Origin of the sequence: Blautia sp. TM10-2, from assembly GCF_003480845.1 — a bacterium.
GTDB lineage: Bacteria > Bacillota > Clostridia > Lachnospirales > Lachnospiraceae > Fusicatenibacter > Fusicatenibacter saccharivorans.
This window is the reverse complement of the sequence record NZ_QUJZ01000019.1, coordinates 1-20,796: the sequence shown is the minus strand read 5'-3', so window position 1 is coordinate 20,796 and position 20,796 is coordinate 1. Positions and strand designations below refer to the sequence as shown.

Here is a 20,796-nt window from a genome sequence, read left to right as displayed (position 1 = left end):
ATGAAAATTATTGTTACCGGTGGTGCTGGTTTTATTGGTAGTAACTTTGTGTTCCACATGCTGAAGAAGTATCCGGATTATCGGATTATCTGTCTGGACAAGCTGACCTATGCAGGAAATCTGTCCACACTGGCACCTGTTATGGATAATCCGAACTTCCGCTTTGTGAAGGCTGATATTTGTGACCGTGAAGCTGTGAATAAACTGTTTGAAGAAGAACATCCGGACATCGTGGTCAACTTTGCGGCAGAGTCTCATGTTGACCGTTCTATTGAAGATCCTGGCATCTTCCTTCAGACCAATATTATCGGCACTTCTGTGCTGATGGATGCTTGCCGCAAGTACGGTATTCAGCGTTATCATCAGGTTTCTACCGATGAGGTTTACGGTGACCTGCCGCTGGATCGTCCTGACCTGTTCTTCACTGAGGAGACTCCGATTCATACCAGCTCTCCGTACAGTAGCTCCAAAGCTGCTGCTGACCTGTTGGTTCTGGCTTACCACCGTACCTACGGCCTGCCTGTGACCATTTCTCGTTGCTCCAACAACTATGGCCCGTATCACTTCCCGGAGAAGCTGATTCCGCTGATGATCGCCAATGCACTGGCTGACAAGCCGCTGCCTGTTTATGGCGAAGGTCTGAATGTCCGTGACTGGCTGTATGTTGAAGATCACTGCAAGGCTATTGATCTGATTATCCACAAGGGTCGTGTGGGCGAAGTCTACAATGTCGGCGGCCACAACGAGAAGCAGAACATTGAGATCGTGAAGATTATCTGCAAGGAGCTGGGCAAGCCGGAGAGTCTGATTACCCATGTTGGTGATCGTAAGGGTCATGATATGCGTTATGCCATCGACCCGACCAAGATTCACAATGAGCTGGGCTGGTTGCCGGAGACCAAGTTTGAGGATGGCATCAAGAAGACTATTCAGTGGTATCTCGATAACCGTGAGTGGTGGGAGACCATTATCAGCGGTGAATACCAGAACTACTACGAGAAAATGTACAGCAACCGCTAACAGGAGGAAAGAACATGAAGTTTTTTGTAACAGGCGTTGGCGGTCAGCTGGGACATGATGTGATGAATGAGCTGCTAAAGCGCGGTCACGAAGGTGTGGGTTCTGATATTCAGGAAAACTACAGCGGCGTGTCAGACGGTTCTGCGGTAACAAAAGCACCGTATGTAGCACTGGACATTACTGATAAAGATGCCGTTGAAAAAGTTATTACAGAAGTAAATCCGGATGCCGTGATCCATTGTGCAGCATGGACTGCTGTGGATATGGCAGAGGACGACGATAAAGTGGCGAAAGTCCGTGCTATCAATGCAGGTGGCACTCAGAACATTGCAAATATCTGCAAGAAATTGGACTGCAAGATGACCTATATCAGCACGGATTATGTGTTTGACGGTCAGGGCACTGAGCCCTGGCAGCCGGACTGCAAGGATTACAAGCCACTGAATGTGTATGGCCAGACGAAGTTGGAAGGTGAACTGGCAGTCAGCCAGACGCTGGACAAGTATTTCATTGTCCGCATTGCATGGGTGTTTGGCTTGAATGGTAAGAACTTTATCAAGACCATGCTGAATGTCGGCAAGACCCACGATATTGTTCGTGTGGTTAATGACCAGATTGGCACACCGACCTATACATATGATTTAGCTCGACTGCTCGTCGATATGAATGAGACTGAGAAGTACGGCTATTACCATGCAACTAATGAGGGTGGCTATATCAGTTGGTATGATTTCACAAAGGAAATTTATCGTCAGGCTGGATATAAGACGGAAGTCCTGCCGGTGACCACGGCAGAGTATGGTCTGAGCAAGGCAGCTCGTCCGTTCAACAGTCGTTTAGATAAGAGCAAGCTGGTGGAAGCTGGCTTTACTCCGCTTCCGACTTGGCAAGATGCACTGAGCCGTTACCTGAAAGAGATCGAGCAGTAATAGAGGAGATAGAAGAAATGGGACAGATTAAAGTTGAGAAAAATGTAGGCGGCATTGAAGGACTTTGTGTTATTGAGCCTGCTGTTCACGGTGATGCCCGTGGCTATTTTATGGAAACCTACAACGAAAAAGATATGAAGGAAGCTGGCATCGACATTCATTTTGTACAGGATAACCAGTCTATGTCCACAAAGGGCGTGCTGCGTGGCCTGCATTTCCAGAAGCAGTATCCGCAGTGCAAGCTGGTACGTGCCGTGCGTGGCACTGTGTTTGATGTTGCGGTTGATCTTAGAAGCAACTCTGAAACCTATGGCAAGTGGTATGGCGTTACACTGTCCGCGGAGAATAAGAAACAGTTCCTCATTCCGGAAGGCTTTGCACATGGCTTCCTGGTTCTGAGTGATGAAGCAGAGTTCTGCTACAAGGTCAATGACTTCTGGCATCCGAATGATGAAGGTGGCATGGCTTGGAATGACCCGGAGATTGGCATTGAATGGCCGGAGTTGAAGGGCGAGTACAAGGGTAGTGCCAGCGCAGAAGGCTACACGCTGGAAGATGGTACTGTACTGAACTTGAGTGATAAGGACCAGAAGTGGCTTGGTCTGAAGGATACTTTTAAATTTTAAGAACACAGGGGTAGGAAGAATGCAGCGGGAAAACGAAGTACAGCACGTATTTCTGGTAGGAGCCAAGAGCTTAGGCGCATACGGTGGATATGAAACCTTTGTTTACAAGCTCACGGAGTACCATCAGAATAAGAAAAATATTAAATATCATGTGGCGTGTAAGGCTAACGGTGACGGCTGCATGGATGAAACAAAAGTGGAAGGTGTGACCAGAATTAATGATCACGAGTTCGAGTTCCACAATGCACATTGTTTCAAAATTGATATCCCTCAAATTGGTGCGGCGCAGGCCATTTATTATGATGTTGCAGCATTGAATGCTTGCTGCAAATACATAAAAGAACATAAGATCAAAAATCCGATTGTTTACATTATGGCTTGCCGCATTGGACCTTTTGCGGCTCATTTCTACAAAGAAATTCATAAGCTGGGCGGCACTGTGTACCTGAATCCGGACGGACACGAGTGGATGAGAGCGAAGTGGTCTGCACCGATTCGGAAATACTGGAAGATTTCTGAGCAGATGATGGTTAAATACTGCGACCTTGCTATCTGTGACTCAGTGAACATCGAGAAGTATATCCACGAGTGCTATGACGGAAAGGGCATTAAGGGTCGAAATCCGAAGACTACGTTTATTGCGTATGGTGCAGAGTTGACCCTTAGCAAGCTGTCCGATGATGATGAAAAGCTAGTGAACTGGTATAAAGAAAAAGGACTGACGAAGAAGGAATATTACCTTGTCGTCGGTCGCTTTGTACCGGAGAACTCTTTTGAAGTTATGATCCGAGAGTTCATGAAGAGCAAGAGCAAAAAAGACTTTGCCATTATCACAAATGTAAATGACAAATTCCTGAATGAGCTTGAGGAAAAACTTCATTTCAAGAGCGATAAGAGAATTAAGTTCGTTGGCACTGTTTATGATCAGGAATTGCTGAAGAAAATTCGAGAGAACGCCTATGCCTATTTCCATGGCCATACGGTTGGTGGTACAAACCCGTCGTTGATTGAGGCTCTTGGCAGCACGGATCTGAATCTGCTGGTTGATGTTGGCTTTAATAAAGAAGTCGCAGAGGATTGTGCTCTTTATTGGAGCCGTAAGCCGGGGAGCCTTGCAAAGCTGATAGATAAAGCAGATCAAATGAGTGCAGATGAAATTACAGAGATGGGACAGAGGGCAAAAAAACGAGTGGCAGAAGAGTACACGTGGAATAAGATCTGCGGACAGTATGAAGATGTATTTCTCAAATACAAAAAAAACTAAGCAAGGCGGGAATGATGATCGAATATTATGCAGTTGTTGTTTTATACAACAAAAAAATACAGGAATCGATTACGGTTTCGCATTTAATGCAGCTCAAGGAAGAGCAACTTCATATTATTGTATTAGATAATAGCACAGATGACTATGTGGTAGAAAACAAGGAATATTTCCCAATTGATTTGCTGACCTATCATAGTATGGGAGGAAACGTTGGATTATCAAAAGCATACAATTATGCACTTTCTATCCTAAAAGATAAGTCTGAGGATGATATTGTAATCTGGTTTGACGATGATACACCTGTAAAACAGGAATACTTTGATTGCTTGAAAAATAAAGTGGTGGATAAAACGTTTGATGTATTTGTGCCGGTGATATATGGGCAAAATGGCGTGATTTATTCGCCAAATGAGTCAGGTTGGCTGAAAGGAAAGTATATTAAATCCCCAGAACAACAAATTCCACAGAATAAATTCAATGCGATCAACAGTTGTCTTGCTGTAAGATTAAAAGCATACAAAGGGTATACCTATGACGAAGGGTTGTTTATGGATTGCGTTGACACAAAATTGTTTGATGATTTTCGGAAAAAAGAGTTGAAATTCTGCACGCTTCCGGTAAAAATATATCAAAATTTTTTTCAGCGTAGTGACAGCAGGAATGTTCAAAAATACTGGAATCGGTTCCGCATCAGAATAAATGATACGTTATATTATTCTAGCCTTAATGGTTTTAGCAGTAAGCTTTGTGGATATATTCGTATTTTGGGTTGGAGCTTGGTTTATGGCATAAAACTTAGATCGATTAAATTTAGTTTACTTTGTATTGCGCAGATGTTGAATCATGGGGGAGAAAAGTGATAACAAAATTTAAAAAGGATGAAATTTTATTTTATTTGTCCTACATTATACAGTATATATCATTGTTTATTGGCGATGTCTATAATATCGGTAGCATGGATATATTGGCGAGATATTTGCGTATAGGATCATATATATTGATTTTTATTTCTTGCATTAATATGAGATTGAGGAAGAAAGATTTTTTCCGGATGGTTGCTATTTTAATGGTGACATTGCTGTATGGAGTGAAAACCGGAGATTTATATTGGAGTGTTTTAATCTTACTTATTTATAATTCAAAAAAGGTTGATATAGAAAGGGTTTATAAAACAAGTTCAAGAATAATTGCAATCGGCATAATCAGTGTTTTGGTTCTTTGTATGTTTGGAGTGTTGCCAGATATTTTAACGTCTCGTAATACAGTAGAGCAAATTAACTATAACAGACATTCATTTGGATTCTACCATAGCAATGTTTTGCCATTGTTGATTTTTTATTTAGAAGTGTATTATATCTGTATTGTAAAAGAAAAAATACGAGATAACGTAATAGTTCTTTTTGTGTTACTTGCAGGAGCCACAAATACTTTCTGTCATTCGAGAAATGCATTAATTCTGTCATTAGCTTTATCATTATTTGTTGTTTTTGCAAAGCAAATGAAGAAAGATGAGCATAAAATATTGTATCGAACTACGGTTTTAAGTATACCTTGTATGTCAATCTTTTCATTTTCAATGATGTTTTTACTACTAAAAGGCGGAATTTGGAACACAATTGACACTTTCTTTTCAGGTAGATTTAGACTGGCGATATTTAAAATGAGAAGAATTGGTCTTCACCTTATAAATATTATGAGTAATGAATCGTTCGTGAAAGACAACACTACTTATGTTGATGGAAAAGATATAAGTTCGATTGTTTTGGATAATGGATATCTGTATGTAATATTGAGATATGGAATCTTAATTATACTTGTTTACTTTTTGATTGCCTATTGTTTGGCGAAAAAGAATAAGGAAAACGCATGTGTATTAGGAGCATTAATCGCAGTCTTTATAGCAAATTTTGTTGATAATGACTTGGTGGATTACTCGTTTCTTCCGTTTATTCTTTGGGCTTTTAATGATGTTAGAGTTGATAGTATCATTAAAAACGTGGAAAAGAAAGTCGACGAAATATATAAAGGAAATATAGAAAAAATATGAAAACAGTAATAGTTGTAATTTCTGCATATAATGGCGCAAAACATATTGAACGACAATTGGATTCAATTTTTGAACAGGTTGGTGTAGATGTTCAAGTCTTAGTGCGAGATGATTGCAGTAAAGATAATACGGTAGAAGTTGTACAAAAATATGCACAAAATCATCCACAAAACAAAATTGAAATTATTAAGGGAGAAAATGTTGGATTTGCAAAAAGCTTTTGGCTTGGTCTTTCGATGTGCAGGGATGCAGACTATTATGCATTTGCAGATCAGGATGATGTCTGGAAACCGAATAAATTGATTCGGTGTATTAATGTGATGCAGGAGGTAGATAAAGTTCCACAGCTGGCATATTGCAAAATGCAACGGAGTGACGTTCAGCTGAATCGCTTGGATGAACAGGTTGAAGTTTTGAAGCCTGAACAGCTGACAAAAAAACTTACGCTGATCAAAACATATAATTATGGTGCAGCGACGGTTATCAATAAAAGTGCAAAAGAGCTGGTTTGTCGAGTGTGGCCTGAAGTGGACGATTTGCCTCATGATATGTGGGTTGGAACATTATGCCACTGGTTTGGTAAGGTATACTTTGTGGATGAAGAACTTTATTATTGGATTCGGTATGATACCAGTGTTACGGGAGAAGGAACAAAAGGAACTGCAATTCAATATAGACTGAAAAAGACGCTACAAAAGAAATCGTATCCTAATATCAGTACAGCTATGTTAGAGGCTTATAGTGACCTTCTGCAGTCAGAGGATCGCGCTTTTCTGAAAAAGGCAAGCGATTACAAAAAAGTGTTCAAAGACAAAATATCACTTTTATTTGATCCAACTTTCAAAAGGCTGACATTCAGCGGAACACTTGCTCTAAAATTGGGGATTTTATTAAATTGGTATTGAGGGAAAGGAGGAAGAAAGGATGGAGCAGAAAGTATCAATTGTTGTTCCCGTGTATAATGTAGAAAAGTATCTGAAGAGATGCGTGAACTCGCTTATTGGACAAAGCTATTCTAATCTTGAAATCCTCTTGGTAGATGATGGATCAAAAGATAGTTCACTTTCAATCTGTAAGGAATATGAGCTGAAAGATTCTCGGATTCGAGTATTTCATAAAGAAAATGAAGGTCTTGGCTTGACACGAAATTATGGTATTGAAAGAGCTACTGGTGAGTATATTACATTTGTTGATTCGGATGATTATTTAACTTCGGATGCGATTACAGCCATGCTGGATCGAGCTATTGCGACAAACGCAGATGTGGTAATTGCGACTCACTATTATAAAAATGAAGTACAAGGAGTTGCAATACCAGAGCGTTTATATAGCGGAAATGAAATTAAGAAAGCACTTATGGTTCATATGATGGGCAACAACGGAAACAAACTTGATGCCCTATCTTATACGGCATGGGGGAAATTGTATAAAAAAGAACTGTTCACTAAAAACAATCTTGTCTTTCCATCTGAACGAAAACTTATCTGGGAAGACTTGGCGTTTAGTGTAGAGGCATATCCTCTGTGCGAAAAAGTATACGTTCTCCATAAACCTGTTTATTATTATTGCTTTAATGAGGGGTCTTTGACACATACGTACAAGCCGAATAAGTTAGAACTTGTTATGGAATTGTATCATTATATGGGCACAAAAATACAGGAATTAGGATTGCCGAAAGAGGCACAATATCGTTTGAATACGAATTTTATTGGGCATATTCGCACCTGCATTAAACTTGAAGTATTTTATGCTGATAAAAATGGTTTTGGAACGGCAATTCAAAATATCAGGAAAATATGTTCCAGAAAAGATGTCCAAATATTAATAGAAAATTATCCTAAAGCCTCTTTTAATAAGTCGCAGTATATATACAATTTTACAATGGAGCATAGGTGGATTTATGCTATTTATTTTCTGACATGGCTTCAGAATAAAAAAAAGAGAATCGAGTAAACCTTTGAAAATGGAGGATGTGGTATGGATACTCCTTTAATTTCTATCCTTATGAGTACCTACAATGAAACAACAAAAGAATTGGATGAGAGTATAAATTCCATTTTACACCAGACATATTCCAATTTTGAATTTTTGATTATCAATGATAATCCCAATAATTACGCACTGGAAAAAACATTGAAATCATATAAGGACAGTCGAATTAAAATTATACATAATGAAAAAAATTTAGGACTTGTAAAAAGCTTAAACAGCGGATTAAAATGTTGTAACGGTCAATATGTGGCAAGAATGGACGCTGATGATATAAGTTGTCCATCCAGAATACAGGATGAGTTACTGTATTTGCAAAACAATCATTTGGATATGGTTGGTAGCTATATTGAAACGATTGATGAAAATGGAAAAACGATAAAATCTTTGATGAGGTTTCCAATAAATCATAATCAAATTGTAAAATTTATGCGATGGGGAAGCTGTATTTGTCATCCTACGTGGCTTCTAAAACGAGAAGTTTGTTTTGAATTACAAGGATACCGCAAAACACCACATTGTGAAGATTATGATTTTATTCTTCGGGCAATAGCACATGGATATAAAGTTGGAAATATCCCTAAAGTTGAACTGAGTTATAGAATACGTCAAAGTGGCGTATCGAAATCACATGAGGCAGAGCAGTTCCTGCTCAGAGATTATCTTGCCAAAAATATGAAACAAATTGATTCGCTTACGGAAGATGCCATTACAAAATTTCTCAATTCCGAAAAGTTCAATTGGCAGCTTGAACAACTTTCGCACTATAAAAACGCAAAGCAACTGTTAAAAAATGGATCCGGGATTGAAAAACTAAAAAGCACTGTGCAAATTCCGATAAATCGATTTTTCTGGAGAGATATCGTTGAAAAAACAACACTGTTGCTAAGAGAGCATATATAACTGAAAGGATGGTTTAGGTGGAGAAGCTTTTACTTTTAATGCCCTCATTTATGGGATATGAGAAAAGCTTGCAAAATCAGTTGGGGAAAAAATATGAAGTAACATTGCTTAATTGCGACCAATATGATAAAGCGATTCTCGAAGAATATAAAAAATGCAGTAAACTTCGGTGGATGGTGCGAAATCTTTTTTCCGTAATTAAGGAACATGATCAAGAAAGAGCTGAAGCTAAGTATTTGATGCAAACGCTTAAAAAGATAAATTCAGCGAAGAATTACTATTCAGTGGTTTTTTGCATCAATGGATCTTTTTTGTCTGATAAATTCTATCAAGTAGTAAAGGAAAGAAATCCGCAAGCGCGGTTTATTTACTATGCGTGGGATGATGTGAAAAATTTGATAAAACAATCACATATCAAGTTCTTTAATGAGAAGTTTGCATATAATATTTCTGAATGTAAAAAGTACAATTTTTCGTATTGCCCGATGTTTGTCCAAAATGAAATAGTAGGGCATGATTCCAAAGATTTATATGACATTCTTTTTATCGGATCAGCGCACTCGGATCGACAGAAAATTGCGGATGAATTGTATTCAAAATACGGAAAAGAGTACAGGCTATTCATTTATTTGTATGATCCTACACATACAAATGGACAGTTTTGCCATGACCAGCCATTGACATATGAAAAATATATCGAATATATGCGAAAGTCAAAAGTTCTTATAGACGTACCGCAATCTACACAAGAAGGCCCTACTACACGTTCATTTGATGCATTGTTAACAAAAACGAAAGTGGTCACAGTAAATCCGTTCATAAAAGAATATCCAATTTATTCTGATAACATCTTGATTGTAGACAGGAACAACATAGTCATAGATGATGCGTTTATAAATAAGCCATATATTGAAACGGGGTATCAAGCATTGGCTATTCCAGAATGGTTAAAAAAATTTGATTTATAAGGATAAAGAAAAATGAAAATTCTAGTTATTAATTGTCATCCAGACAACCGTGGCGATGAAGCGGCTGTTCATGCGATGGTAGATGAAATAAGTGCTGCATATCCAGGAGTTGAAATTACATTAGCTATCCGTGGTGCGGGTACAAAGTACCCTAATATGCCATCAAATGTAAAAATGATACATCAGTTTATGCCAATTTCTTCTAAAGCTAAGGTTGCACATAGAATCGCTGTGCTGACAGATGGAAGGGTATCAATTTCTTCAAATGAAAAAACTTTGATTTCGGAGATTTCTAAAGCTGATATTGTTTTACATGCACCGGGTGGTCCAAGCATTGGAGATACATATTATAGTGATGAGCCAACTTATCTTGCAATTTATGATTTGCTGATTGCAATGCATAAACCATATATGTTTTATGCTCCGTCTATGGGACCGTTTCAGAGAGAAGAACGTAATTCATGGCGCAAAAAAGTACTGGAACATTCAGAGGCTATTGTGTTAAGAGATCCTATTTCAGAGAAATATGTACGAGATTTTGTTCCGGATAAAACAATTTCTTTGACCTTAGACTCAGCTTTTCAACACGATGTGAATATTGAGCAGAACAAAGAAAAGCTGAATCAATATATGGAATTAAAGAGATTTTTAGAAAAACATGAAAAATGTGTAGGTGTGACAATTACTGATTTACTGTGGCATCCGGTGTATTCTAAAAATCCTGCAATTTCAAAAAATATTCATGATGTATTCCACGAATTTCTTTCAAGTCTTACAAAGGCTGGTTATGGCGTGGTGTTTATTCCGCAATTATATGGAAACGGAAACGATTATGATTTGATGCGTACATTCTGTTGTGATACAAATGATTATTTTGTAGTAACAGCAAGTGATGAGCGATATGATACTTACTTTCAGCAGTATTTGATAGGTCAATTATACGCAGTTATTGGTATGCGATACCATAGTAATATTTTTTCTGCAAAGATGGGAACACCTTTCATTTCGATATCATATGAGCAAAAGATGAAAGGCTTTATGGAAAAAATGAATTTGGCAGAATATTGCATTGACCTTAAAAACTTATCAAAAGATACTATTGAAAATCGTTTTGAGCAGCTTGTAAATCATTATGATGAATACAAGAAGTATCTCTGTAATAAACATACCTTTATGAAGTCTGAAGCTCATAAAACAACAGATATTTTAGCAACGGTATTGGAAAGAAAAGAGAAGGCACAGTGATATGAACAGAACTCAAAACGCAACAAGAAATATAGTGTTTGGAGTCATTTTAAAGATTTACCAGATTTTATTGCCGTTTATAATGCGAACGGCAATGATTTATCTGATGGGTGTAGAATATCTGGGATTAAATAGTTTGTTTACATCCATTTTGCAAGTTTTGAATCTTGCAGAACTGGGAGTGGGTTCGGCGATGGTTTATAGTATGTATAAGCCAATTGCTGAGAATGACAAATCAACTATTTGCGCATTGTTAAAGTTATATAAAAAATACTATTTTTTTATTGGACTAATAATCGCTTGTGTAGGTGTTTTGCTGACCCCTTTGATTCCAAAACTAATTAGTGGAGATATTCCTGGACAATTAAATGTTTATATTTTATATCTGCTAAACTTAGCAGCTACAGTAATGACATATTGGCTGTTTGCCTATAAAAATTCTTTACTTCAAGCTTATCAACGAAGCGATATAGCGAGCAAGATAACGATTGTAACAACATCGCTCCAATATGCGACACAATTAATTGTCCTATGGTTGTTTCATAACTATTATCTTTACATTATCGTTATGCTTTTTACACAGGCAATGGCGAATGTTATTACTGCGATGGCAGCATCGCATCTGTATCCAGACATGGAACCAAAAGGAGACTTGCCTGATAGAACGGTCAAAACAATTAATCAAAGAATTAAAGACTTGTTTACCGCAAAACTTGGTGCAACGATTGTTAATTCGGCAGACACAATTGTTATATCAGCGTTTTTAGGTTTGACAATTCTTGCCATGTATCAAAACTATTATTTTATTATGTCCTCTGTTATGGGTATATTGACAGTAGTTTTTAGCTCCTGTTTAGCTGGAGTCGGTAATAGCATGGTGACGGAGAGTGCAGAAAAAAATTATAATGATTTTAGAGTTCTTACATTTTTAATAAATTGGATCGTTACTGTCTGTATGTGTTGCTTTGCAACAGTATACCAACCATTTATAGAACTTTGGGTAGGAAAAGATTATATTTTTGATGAAATAGTTGTTGCACTTTTTTGCGTTTATTTTTATCTTGTAACGATGCAGCAGGTAAATGGAATGTATAAGGATGCTGCGGGCGTATGGCATCAGGATAGATTTCGTCCGCTTATTGCGGCAATGGTCAATTTGTTTCTTAACATTGTATTAGTTCAATTTTGGGGTATTTACGCAATATTACTTTCAACCATCATTAGTTATGTTTTTATATCAATGCCATGGATGATTAGTAATGTTTTTAGGTATGTATTTCATAGAAGCTTGAAGCAATTCATGAAAGAGTTTGTGACATATTTCATTGCCGCATGCATTATTACATTTTTATGCTGTATTTTATGTAGAATAACAAGAGAGCTTTCCTTGTTAGGACAGGTTATAATAAATTTGATTTTTTCAGTTGTTTTGTCAAATATAGCAATGTTTGTTATATATAGAAAAAATAGCTATTATAATCAGATGGTTGAACTGGTTGATAGGATAACCAAGTTTAAATTTACACGAGTATTGAAAATAATAAAAAAATAGCAAGGAAACCTTTCTGCAAAAGCATATAGTAAAGGGGAAAATAAATTATGTATTCAAGTGAAAGAAATGTGCAAATGCTATTATCGCTATTAAAAGCGCATAAAATAAAAAAAATGGTATTAAGCCCAGGAAGTGCAAACGCGTCTTTTGTAGCAAGTGCACAATATGATGGAGATTTTGAATTGTATTCTTCTGTTGATGAGCGATCCGCAGCATATATTGCCTGTGGGCTAGCAGAAGAATCTCAAGAGCCTGTTGTGATTTGTTGCACTGGAGCTACAGCATCAAGAAATTATATGCCCGGATTGACAGAAGCATACTATAGAAAATTGCCTGTTATTGCGGTAACGGCAACGCGACCAATTGCATGGCTGGGGCAAAATCGTGATCAGCTAATTGATAGAACTGTTATACCAAAGGATATTGCAGTAAAAAGTGTACATCTTCCAGTAATAGAGAATGAGCAAGATGAATGGGAATGTAATTTAAAAATTAATGATGCTTTATTGGAACTTCGAAGAAATGGAGGCGGACCCGTACATATAAATTTGACTACATCCTACAGCCTTGATTTTTCTGTAAGCAAACTTCCAGAAGAACGTGTAATTCAAAGAGTTGATTTAGAAAGTAAATTACCTGAATTATCTAAGGGAAATATTGCAATATTTGTAGGAGCGCATTCGGTATGGAATGAGAAACTAAAAGCCTCGGTTGAATCATTCTGTGAAGAATATAATGCGTTTGTTTTTTATGATCAAACAAGCAATTATACCGGAAAGTATGGTATTCCTTGTGGCGTATTCGATATTGTAGGGTTTCCTAATTTAAAGATAAATCTTTTGATTCATTTGGGGAATATTTCAGCATCATGGCCAGCATCTGCCGAAGAAATCTGGAGAGTGAATCCTGATGGCGAGATTCGTGATACATATCAACATCTTACAAAAGTATTTGAAATGCAAGAAGAAGATTTCTTTAAGGCATATTGCGGAAACAATCCAAAAAGTCGGATTACACAATATGAAAAGTGGCATGCTGTATATCGTTCACAAATAGAGGCGATGCAGAACAGTAATAATGATATGGCATTTTCTTCTTTGTGGATTGCACAGAACATGTATAAAGAAATGCCAAAGAATTCCATTATTCATTTTGGAATTTTGAATTCTCTCCGTTGTTGGAATTGTTTTGAAATTGATCGTAGCATTCGCGGTTATTCGAATACAGGCGGTTTTGGAATTGATGGAGGTGTATCAAGTTTAATAGGCGCATCCCTTGTGAACTCTGATACCATATACTATGGTATTTTTGGAGATTTAGCATTTTTTTACGATATGAATAGCTTGGGAAACCGACATATTTCATCGAATGTACGTATTCTTGTTGCCAATAATGGATTGGGAGGAGAATTTAAAAATTCGTTGGGAAACGTTCAGAAAGCAGGCCTTGGTGACTCGGCAGATGCGTATATTTCTGCTTATGGGCATTATGGCGAGAAATCACAGGAACTTTTAAAGCATTATGCACAAGATTTGGGATTTCAGTATTTGTCGGCAAATGATAAAACAAGCTTTCTTGCGGCAATGAAAGAGTTTACCGCTACGGAACATAAGGAAAAGCCGATACTTTTTGAAGTGTTTATGGATGAACATGAGGATGTAAGTGCTCTTGATTTGATTCAGAGTCTAAGAGATTTTTCAGAAAATGACCAAAATGTTATGGCTAAAACAAAAAAACTAGCTAAAAATATTCTTGGCCGAAATGGAGTAAAAATGATTCAAAAAGTTATGCACAAAAATGACTGAGGTGTAAAAATGGGAGTGGGTTCAAAAATCCGAGAGTTGATAGATTATTATTACTCAAAAAAGAATGAAAAGAATGTAGTTCCAATCAATATTCCGAAAAACAAGAGTAATTTACTGGAAAATAAAGTTGCATTGATAGTTGGCGGAACTGGTGGTATTGGAGTAGCAATCGCAGAGTCATTTTTGGAAGCTGGTGCAAAAGTTATTATTTCAGGAACAAGCGAAGAAAAAGTAACAAAGACTGTTGAAAAACTTGGAAATGCTGCAAGAGGTATACAGATAGATTTAAACAATGTGACAGAATTTGATAATAAAGTCTCACAGTCTATTAGTTTGTTTCCTGAAAATAGGATTGATATTCTTGTGAATTGCGCAGGAGTACATGGCGATCAAAAATTTGGAATTGTTTCAGAAGCAACATATGATGCAGTTATGAATACGAATCTTAAAGGATTATTTTTTATGACGCAGATAGTGAGTAACTATATGAAAGAGAAAAAAATAAAAGGACATATTCTTAATGTTAGTTCGGCCGCTGCCTTAAAACCTGGTTATACTCCTTATGAAATATCAAAAAGTGGCGTTCGCTCGTTTACATTGGGAGCAGCAGCTGAATTGATCCCATATGGAATTGTTGTAAATGCAATTGCTCCAGGACCAGTTGCAACGGCAATGCTTGGGCGCAAGGAGGGAGATACTTTGTATACAGATTGTATTCCGGCAAAGCGTTTTGCAACACCTTCAGAGATTGGACAACTGGCAGTGATAATGGTTAGTGATATGTGTGATTTGGTAATAGGAGATACATTTTATATTAGTGGGGGATCTGGAACTATCCAATATTGATAATGTGAAATAGAAGGGGAAAATGTGAAAAGGAATTCTTCAATTGAAATGGTTCGCATTATAGCAATGATGTTTATTGTTGTGGGACATTTGGCGGGACATGGAATATTAAAAGTTACAACGACAGATTCTTTTGAAATGTGGCTGGGGGGCAACGCTCAATAAATTATTTGCCATCCTTTTAATTCCAGGCGGTAGGGTTGGAGTTGCTTTGTTTTTTTTAATATCGGGATATTTTCAAATATGCAAATCAACTGTTTCGGTGAAGAAAGTTGTAGGGGAAACAATTTTTTATTCCATATTTCTACAAGTAATTGCTTTAATTTTAAAAATAGGGTCATTAGGAAGCCTGATAAGAAGTTTTTTACCAATTGCTTCAGGTAACTGGTGGTATGTATCTAGTTATATTTTATTGATGCTCTGTTCGCCGGCAATAAATGAATATTTCTTGAAGTTGAATAAAAAACAGAAAAAAATCATGATTGCATTTGCGTGGGCATTTCTTTACACGTTGCCGTATCTTTTTTCTGTGCAGTATTATGGCTTGGAAAGAGGTGTCCTTTTTTATTTGCTGGGTGCTTATATTAGGACGGAAATAGATATTGATAAAATACGAACATTTAAGCAGCAGTTAATGATGGCATTTACTCTGATATGGATTATATATGTTCCTATTGGATATGTGTACTATTCTGGAGGGAATAACAGCAGACTGTTTAGTGCAATTGGTGATAGTATAATTTTTAATGGCTTAATTATTGTCAGTTGTGCTGTATCACTTTTTTTGATATTCGTCTCGGCAAATCCTTATAGTAACAAGACGATTAATATAATTGCTAAATCTACATTTGGAATATATTTATTGCACGACAATATGTATAGAGATTTCATTTGGAATGATTTGTTAAAAATTTCTACTAAGTTTCAATCTCCTTTATTCCCGATTATTGCAATAGGAATAGGAACAATGATTTTTATAAGCTGTACTTTGATTGATTGCATAAGAGAATGGCTTTTTGGTGCTACAATTTATCGATTGGATTCTTATCGTCAGAAGATGTCGCAGCAGTGAAAGACAGCTTCAAGAAGATGTTAGAAAAAGGCGTGTACAAGGCTGATTTATTTGCAGACTTGTGATATACTGGGAGCGGATGCTCCCTACGCTGCTCGAAATTTCACACACCTCTTCGTGGTGAGCAGCAGGCAACGGTCTTACGATCGGCGAAGATGTGAGAAAAGAAAATTAGATTGGGGGACAATAATATGTTTAGAATTAATCACAATGATGCGATTGAGTTGGAACATCAGGTTAGAAGACTTTATGGCTGTGATCGAGGCGGTGTTTCTGGTATGGCTGAAGCAGATTATTTTGAAGGTCATCCAATTCAGGCAGCAGTTTTGGTTGTTTCTTATATTCATGCTAATCATCGTGAGAGTGGTCCGTACCAGTTTGATGAGTTCCTCAATAAATATGAGACTATTTTTGAATATCCGGACGAGAATAATGCAGCCGATGAGGTAAGAAATTATATTGATGAGCTCAGCTCAATTGTCGAGCAGTACATTTAATACTCAATGGAAAATGAGTGCGTGTAAAAGAAAGGCTGAATGAATATGCCCAGAACAAAAGGCAGCAAAAACCGTCCCAAAACCAATGTCACCAAAGACTACGCAACTCAGATTGCGGAGAAGCAGGAAACTATTGCATCTCTGAATACTGAGATCGCATCCATCACCGCCAACATTGACACTTTGAAGGCTGACCTGAAAGAGAAGAAGACTGCTCTGAAGAAGGCCGAAAAAGAAGTGGCATTCCTGGAAGCAAAGAAGGCAAAGGCAGATGCTAAGGCTGCAGAAGAAGCAAAGAAAGCAGAAGCGGAGGCTGTGTTGAAGAAGCTACTGGCAAGCGGGATGAGCGCGGATGAGATCCTTGAAAAACTGAAATAAACAAGAGCCCAAGAAAAAATAAAATCCGTGTGAACAAACTGAACTCCAGGAGTTCACACGGTAATTTTTGAAGGTTGCTATATAGTTTATAACGGAAATAAAAGAAAAACATAATTAAAAGAAATGGAGTGTGAGAATAATGAACTTATCAAAAATACATCATATTGCAATCATCGTATCTGACTACGAAGCCGCAAAGGATTTTTATGTGAACAAGCTGGGCTTCTCTGTTATCAGAGAAAACTATCGCCCGGAGCGTAAGGACTGGAAACTGGATCTGCGTGTCAATGAATACACAGAGCTGGAGATTTTCGCTGAGGAAAACCCGCCGAAGCGTGTGAACCGCCCGGAGGCATGTGGTTTGCGTCACCTTGCGTTCTGCGTTGATAGCGTGGAGCAGACGGTGAACGAGCTGGCGGAGGTAGGAATTGAATGTGAGTCGGTTCGTGTAGATGATTATACCGGCAAGAAGATGACTTTCTTCCACGACCCGGATGGACTGCCGCTGGAACTGCACGAATAAAATGAAGAAAACAAGAAAACCCGGTGGCGGCCGGAAGAAGCTGAAGCCGGAGTACGATGCCGAGAAAAATCTGAAAGAGCAGATGAATGCTGCTGTGACGCTTTATGATTCTGAGATGTCCTTGCAGGCCATCGGCAATGCTCTGAACCTAAACCCTATCAAAGTAAGGAAGCTCCTTATCACGGCTGGTGTGTATGAATCTGAAGTGGCGGAAAAAGTAAAAAACACTTTTGAAGAATACCGAGAAACACAGGACTACAAAACCTCCATACTTTCAACATCCTCTACTCTTCAACTCTCCAAAGCCTCCATCACCTCGTACCTGCCATATCAGAAAGGTGTGTACTTCCCAAGTACAGCAGAAAAAGAGAAGATCAGTGTCGGAGCAGAGCGGCAGCAGAGATACAGGGCAATGAAGCGATGGAGGGCTGATCCGACAGAAGAAAACTTCTGGGGTGTGGTTCTGGTCTATGCCGGTGTGAAATTCAAAACCTACTCTGGGTTGCCATTCTCTTACGAAATAAAAAAAGGCAGGAATGGCGAGTACACGAAAGAACTGTGGATCGACAGACGGGAGAAGAGTAAAAGCCTGGCGTGGAGTTCTGTGCTACTGGCACTGGGAAATATTAAAGGGAAAGTAGTAGAGAGGCCAAAGGCTCTGGGCGATATCCGGGGAGTGACTTACATCTACGGAATGTTCTATCGGTTCGGATTGATCGATGTGCCGGATGAAGTGAAGGAGAAGATAGGGCATCCAAAAGACCACAAAAAATAGGTTGCTATGTGCAAAAGTCTACGGTAATATGTGCCGTAACTGAGGAGGTGAATCTCAGTTGGGAAGGACGGTAGCATTATAGAAAAATTGAAGGAAATGCTGGAGGAGTATTTGAAGAAAACAGAGCCGGAGTATTACCCGCCAGTGGAGAATCTGCTGGATCTGATCTACGAGCATTATACAGAGAAAAACCCAGTAGAGAAAAACACAGTTGCTGGGAGGGCAGCGAAGGCCAAGGAAAAGGAACTGTAAGAGTGGCTGCGTGGGCTAGATGGTGTGGATAGGCTGGTAGATGACTATGTCGGAGATAAGATTCCGCTCTGGGAAAAGATCATGGACCGGCAGGGGACGGTGTGTTGTGCATGGGAGAAGACTGCTTTTGAGGAAGGTCTGAAAGTCGGGATACGGCTTATGGTGGAAGCGTATAGTTTGTAATGGAAATAAAATGAACTCCTATCTTAAATTTCTGCTGGAGAACCGACCGAGTAAAAATATGACCGATGAACAGCTGGCGGAACTGGCACCTTGGAGTGAAAAACTCCAATCTATCAAAAATCGCATGTGAATTATAGTGAATTGCTCCAACTCGCAAAGGGCTGGAGTAATCTTGTATCTAACCGCATTATTATTTGGCGCTTACATTCGTACAAAGAGCTGGCAAGTCAGTCGGACTTCGATCGATTTTAAAGGTTCGACTTATTTTACTTGACTTTGCAGACTATCTGATTTATTATACTCGTAAAGAAGTAACTTACGAGTTACTAACTCACGAGTATAATTATTGGAGGTGAGCAGATGAGTCAATTCTATTGCCGTGAGGATGAGCTGCGGAAACTGAATAAACGGTATGCAGGTGATAAGTTTGAGTGCATTGTCATCTACGGCAGACGGCGTGTTGGTAAAACGGCACTGATCAACGAGTTCTGCAAAGATAAGCCTACCATTTTCTTTTCTGCATTGAACACGACAGGAAAGGAAAATCTGGAAGCTCTCTCAAAGTCGATTATGAGTTTTGAGCGGCCGGATATGGAGTCTGCACCGGAGTTCAGGTCCTATGATGCAGCTTTGGATGAGCTGACAGCACTTTCAAAGGAAAAGAGGATTGTCTTTGTCATTGATGAGTATCCTTATCTTGCAAAAGCAAAACCAGCTATTTCAGCGATGCTGCAGCACATCATCGACCACAAATGGACAGAGTCCAAGATGTACCTGATTCTTTGCGGCTCCTCTATGAGCTTCATGGAGAGTCAGGTGCTTGGAAAGGAAAGTCCGTTGTATGGCAGACGTACTGGCCAGTTTAAGATTGAGCCGCTAGACTATAAAGAAACCGCTGGGTTCCACCCAAATCTGTCTGCAGAAGACAATTCCCTGATTTATGGGATCACGGGAGGAGTTCCCCACTATATCAATAAGTTGGATGTGCGAGATAGTGTGGATGAAGCTCTGTTGGATAATTTCTTTGACCGCTCCAGCTATCTGTATGAGGAACCGGGGAACTTACTGAAGCAGGAACTCCGGGAGCCGGCCATTTATAATGCAATCATTAAAGCGATTGCAGAAGGCGCTTCCCGAATGAACGATATCAAGATGAAGGTCGGCGAGGAAAACTCGGTCGTATCGAAGTACCTGAAAACGCTGATCGACCTTGGCATTGCGAAGAAAGAAACACCGATTACAGAAGAACCGGGTAAGAAAACCATCTATCTGCTGGCTGATAACTTCTTCCGTTTCTGGTATCGGTTTGTGCCAATCAATATGAGTGCCATTGACTCTGGCAGAATTGCAAAGACCTATCCACACGCTGTAAAGCAGTATCTTCCTGATTACATGGGTCTAATTTATGAGAAGATGTGTCAGGATTATCTGCTCTATTATTCGGATAGCCTTCCTATTGAGCTGAGTGAAATCGGCCATTGGTGGGGGACAGACCCGAAGAAGAAAAAGCAGATACAGATTGATATCGTCGGAACTCCTGTTGAGGGCAAAGACTATATCATCGGTTCATGCAAATACCGTAATGAGAAAATCGGTGTGGATGAACTCGATTTGATTCGGAATTATGCCTCAGTTTTTGGAAAGGGCAACAACTATCACTACTATATCTTCTCGAAAGGCGGATTCACAGATGGACTTCTTCAGGCACAAGAGCGAGGTGAAGTTCGGCTGATAACGCTGGAAGACCTTTACAAGTAAAAATTCTAATCAACCCTGCTGGTGAAAGCTGGCAGGGTATTTTTATACCCATTTTTAGCCTGTCTGCTCGTAAGTAGGTAATCATCCGTATCTGTTTTTTTGTTTTTTATTCGTAAGCGCAAAATATTGCTACATTACTCATGAATTACGCTTGCACCAAAATG

22 protein-coding genes are annotated in these 20,796 nt (G+C 38.6%); all 22 read left to right on the top strand.

What is annotated here, in order from left to right:
- The 22 genes from rfbB (at nt 1) to DXD92_RS16640 (ending at nt 20,632) form a co-directional block, all read left to right on the top strand.
- Nucleotides 1-1,020 (top strand): dTDP-glucose 4,6-dehydratase, encoded by a 1,020-nt coding sequence (gene rfbB, locus DXD92_RS16735; protein ID WP_118641077.1) that lies wholly within the window; start codon nt 1-3, stop codon nt 1,018-1,020.
- Between the two features lie 14 nt (nt 1,021-1,034).
- A complete protein-coding gene (rfbD, locus tag DXD92_RS16730) occupies nt 1,035-1,949 on the top strand; it encodes a dTDP-4-dehydrorhamnose reductase (RefSeq protein WP_118641075.1) in 915 nt (304 codons plus the stop codon).
- 17 nt (nt 1,950-1,966) lie between these two features.
- Nucleotides 1,967-2,575, top strand: a complete 609-nt coding sequence (gene rfbC, locus DXD92_RS16725) for a dTDP-4-dehydrorhamnose 3,5-epimerase (RefSeq protein WP_118641073.1) — start codon at nt 1,967-1,969, stop codon at nt 2,573-2,575.
- A gap of 19 nt (nt 2,576-2,594) precedes the next feature.
- On the top strand, nt 2,595-3,839 hold the full coding sequence (gene cps2T, locus DXD92_RS16720) for a beta 1-4 rhamnosyltransferase Cps2T (protein ID WP_118641071.1): 1,245 nt from the start codon (nt 2,595-2,597) through the stop codon (nt 3,837-3,839).
- 11 nt (nt 3,840-3,850) lie between these two features.
- Nucleotides 3,851-4,699 carry a glycosyltransferase gene (locus DXD92_RS16715; RefSeq protein WP_118641069.1) on the top strand — a complete coding sequence of 283 codons (849 nt, stop codon included), beginning with the start codon at nt 3,851-3,853 and terminating at the stop codon, nt 4,697-4,699.
- Nucleotides 4,696-5,886 (top strand): hypothetical protein, encoded by a 1,191-nt coding sequence (locus DXD92_RS16710; protein WP_118641067.1) that lies wholly within the window; start codon nt 4,696-4,698, stop codon nt 5,884-5,886. Before DXD92_RS16715 ends, DXD92_RS16710 begins: the two co-directional genes overlap by 4 nt.
- Nucleotides 5,883-6,791: a glycosyltransferase gene (locus DXD92_RS16705; protein WP_118641065.1), complete on the top strand. Its 909-nt coding sequence runs from the start codon at nt 5,883-5,885 to the stop codon at nt 6,789-6,791. The genes DXD92_RS16710 and DXD92_RS16705 overlap by 4 nt, the downstream gene beginning before the upstream one ends.
- A gap of 19 nt (nt 6,792-6,810) precedes the next feature.
- Complete coding sequence (locus DXD92_RS16700) at nt 6,811-7,839, top strand: glycosyltransferase family 2 protein (protein WP_118641063.1); 1,029 nt, start codon at nt 6,811-6,813, stop codon at nt 7,837-7,839.
- A 24-nt stretch (nt 7,840-7,863) separates the two neighbouring features.
- Nucleotides 7,864-8,778, top strand: a complete 915-nt coding sequence (locus tag DXD92_RS16695; RefSeq protein WP_118641061.1) for a glycosyltransferase — start codon at nt 7,864-7,866, stop codon at nt 8,776-8,778.
- A 17-nt stretch (nt 8,779-8,795) separates the two neighbouring features.
- The gene (locus tag DXD92_RS16690) at nt 8,796-9,746 is read left to right on the top strand and encodes a hypothetical protein (protein ID WP_147399057.1); all 951 of its coding nucleotides are present in this window, start codon (nt 8,796-8,798) and stop codon (nt 9,744-9,746) included.
- 12 nt (nt 9,747-9,758) lie between these two features.
- Nucleotides 9,759-10,991: a polysaccharide pyruvyl transferase family protein gene (locus tag DXD92_RS16685; RefSeq protein WP_118641057.1), complete on the top strand. Its 1,233-nt coding sequence runs from the start codon at nt 9,759-9,761 to the stop codon at nt 10,989-10,991.
- A 1-nt stretch (nt 10,992) separates the two neighbouring features.
- A complete protein-coding gene (locus DXD92_RS16680) occupies nt 10,993-12,543 on the top strand; it encodes a lipopolysaccharide biosynthesis protein (protein WP_118641056.1) in 1,551 nt (516 codons plus the stop codon).
- A 47-nt stretch (nt 12,544-12,590) separates the two neighbouring features.
- The gene (locus tag DXD92_RS16675; RefSeq protein ID WP_118641054.1) at nt 12,591-14,348 is read left to right on the top strand and encodes a thiamine pyrophosphate-binding protein; all 1,758 of its coding nucleotides are present in this window, start codon (nt 12,591-12,593) and stop codon (nt 14,346-14,348) included.
- Nucleotides 14,349-14,357: 9 nt separating this feature from the next.
- On the top strand, nt 14,358-15,194 hold the full coding sequence (locus DXD92_RS16670; RefSeq protein ID WP_118641052.1) for an SDR family NAD(P)-dependent oxidoreductase: 837 nt from the start codon (nt 14,358-14,360) through the stop codon (nt 15,192-15,194).
- Between the two features lie 133 nt (nt 15,195-15,327).
- On the top strand, nt 15,328-16,266 hold the full coding sequence (locus DXD92_RS16665) for an acyltransferase family protein (RefSeq protein ID WP_158580172.1): 939 nt from the start codon (nt 15,328-15,330) through the stop codon (nt 16,264-16,266).
- A gap of 191 nt (nt 16,267-16,457) precedes the next feature.
- Nucleotides 16,458-16,763 (top strand): hypothetical protein, encoded by a 306-nt coding sequence (locus DXD92_RS16660; protein WP_147399082.1) that lies wholly within the window; start codon nt 16,458-16,460, stop codon nt 16,761-16,763.
- A gap of 45 nt (nt 16,764-16,808) precedes the next feature.
- Entirely contained in the window at nt 16,809-17,141 is a 333-nt protein-coding gene (locus tag DXD92_RS16655; RefSeq protein ID WP_118641125.1) for a hypothetical protein, read from the top strand.
- Between the two features lie 139 nt (nt 17,142-17,280).
- Nucleotides 17,281-17,664, top strand: coding sequence for an SMU1112c/YaeR family gloxylase I-like metalloprotein (gene gloA2 / locus DXD92_RS16650; RefSeq protein ID WP_118641046.1), 384 nt, complete (start codon nt 17,281-17,283; stop codon nt 17,662-17,664).
- Between the two features lies 1 nt (nt 17,665).
- On the top strand, nt 17,666-18,439 hold the full coding sequence (locus tag DXD92_RS19115) for a hypothetical protein (RefSeq protein ID WP_243104938.1): 774 nt from the start codon (nt 17,666-17,668) through the stop codon (nt 18,437-18,439).
- 111 nt (nt 18,440-18,550) lie between these two features.
- Nucleotides 18,551-18,691, top strand: a complete 141-nt coding sequence (locus DXD92_RS18625) for a hypothetical protein (protein WP_158581800.1) — start codon at nt 18,551-18,553, stop codon at nt 18,689-18,691.
- 24 nt (nt 18,692-18,715) lie between these two features.
- Complete coding sequence (locus DXD92_RS18620; protein WP_158581799.1) at nt 18,716-18,874, top strand: hypothetical protein; 159 nt, start codon at nt 18,716-18,718, stop codon at nt 18,872-18,874.
- Between the two features lie 360 nt (nt 18,875-19,234).
- The gene (locus DXD92_RS16640) at nt 19,235-20,632 is read left to right on the top strand and encodes an ATP-binding protein (protein ID WP_118641044.1); all 1,398 of its coding nucleotides are present in this window, start codon (nt 19,235-19,237) and stop codon (nt 20,630-20,632) included.
- Nucleotides 20,633-20,796 lie beyond the last annotated feature (164 nt).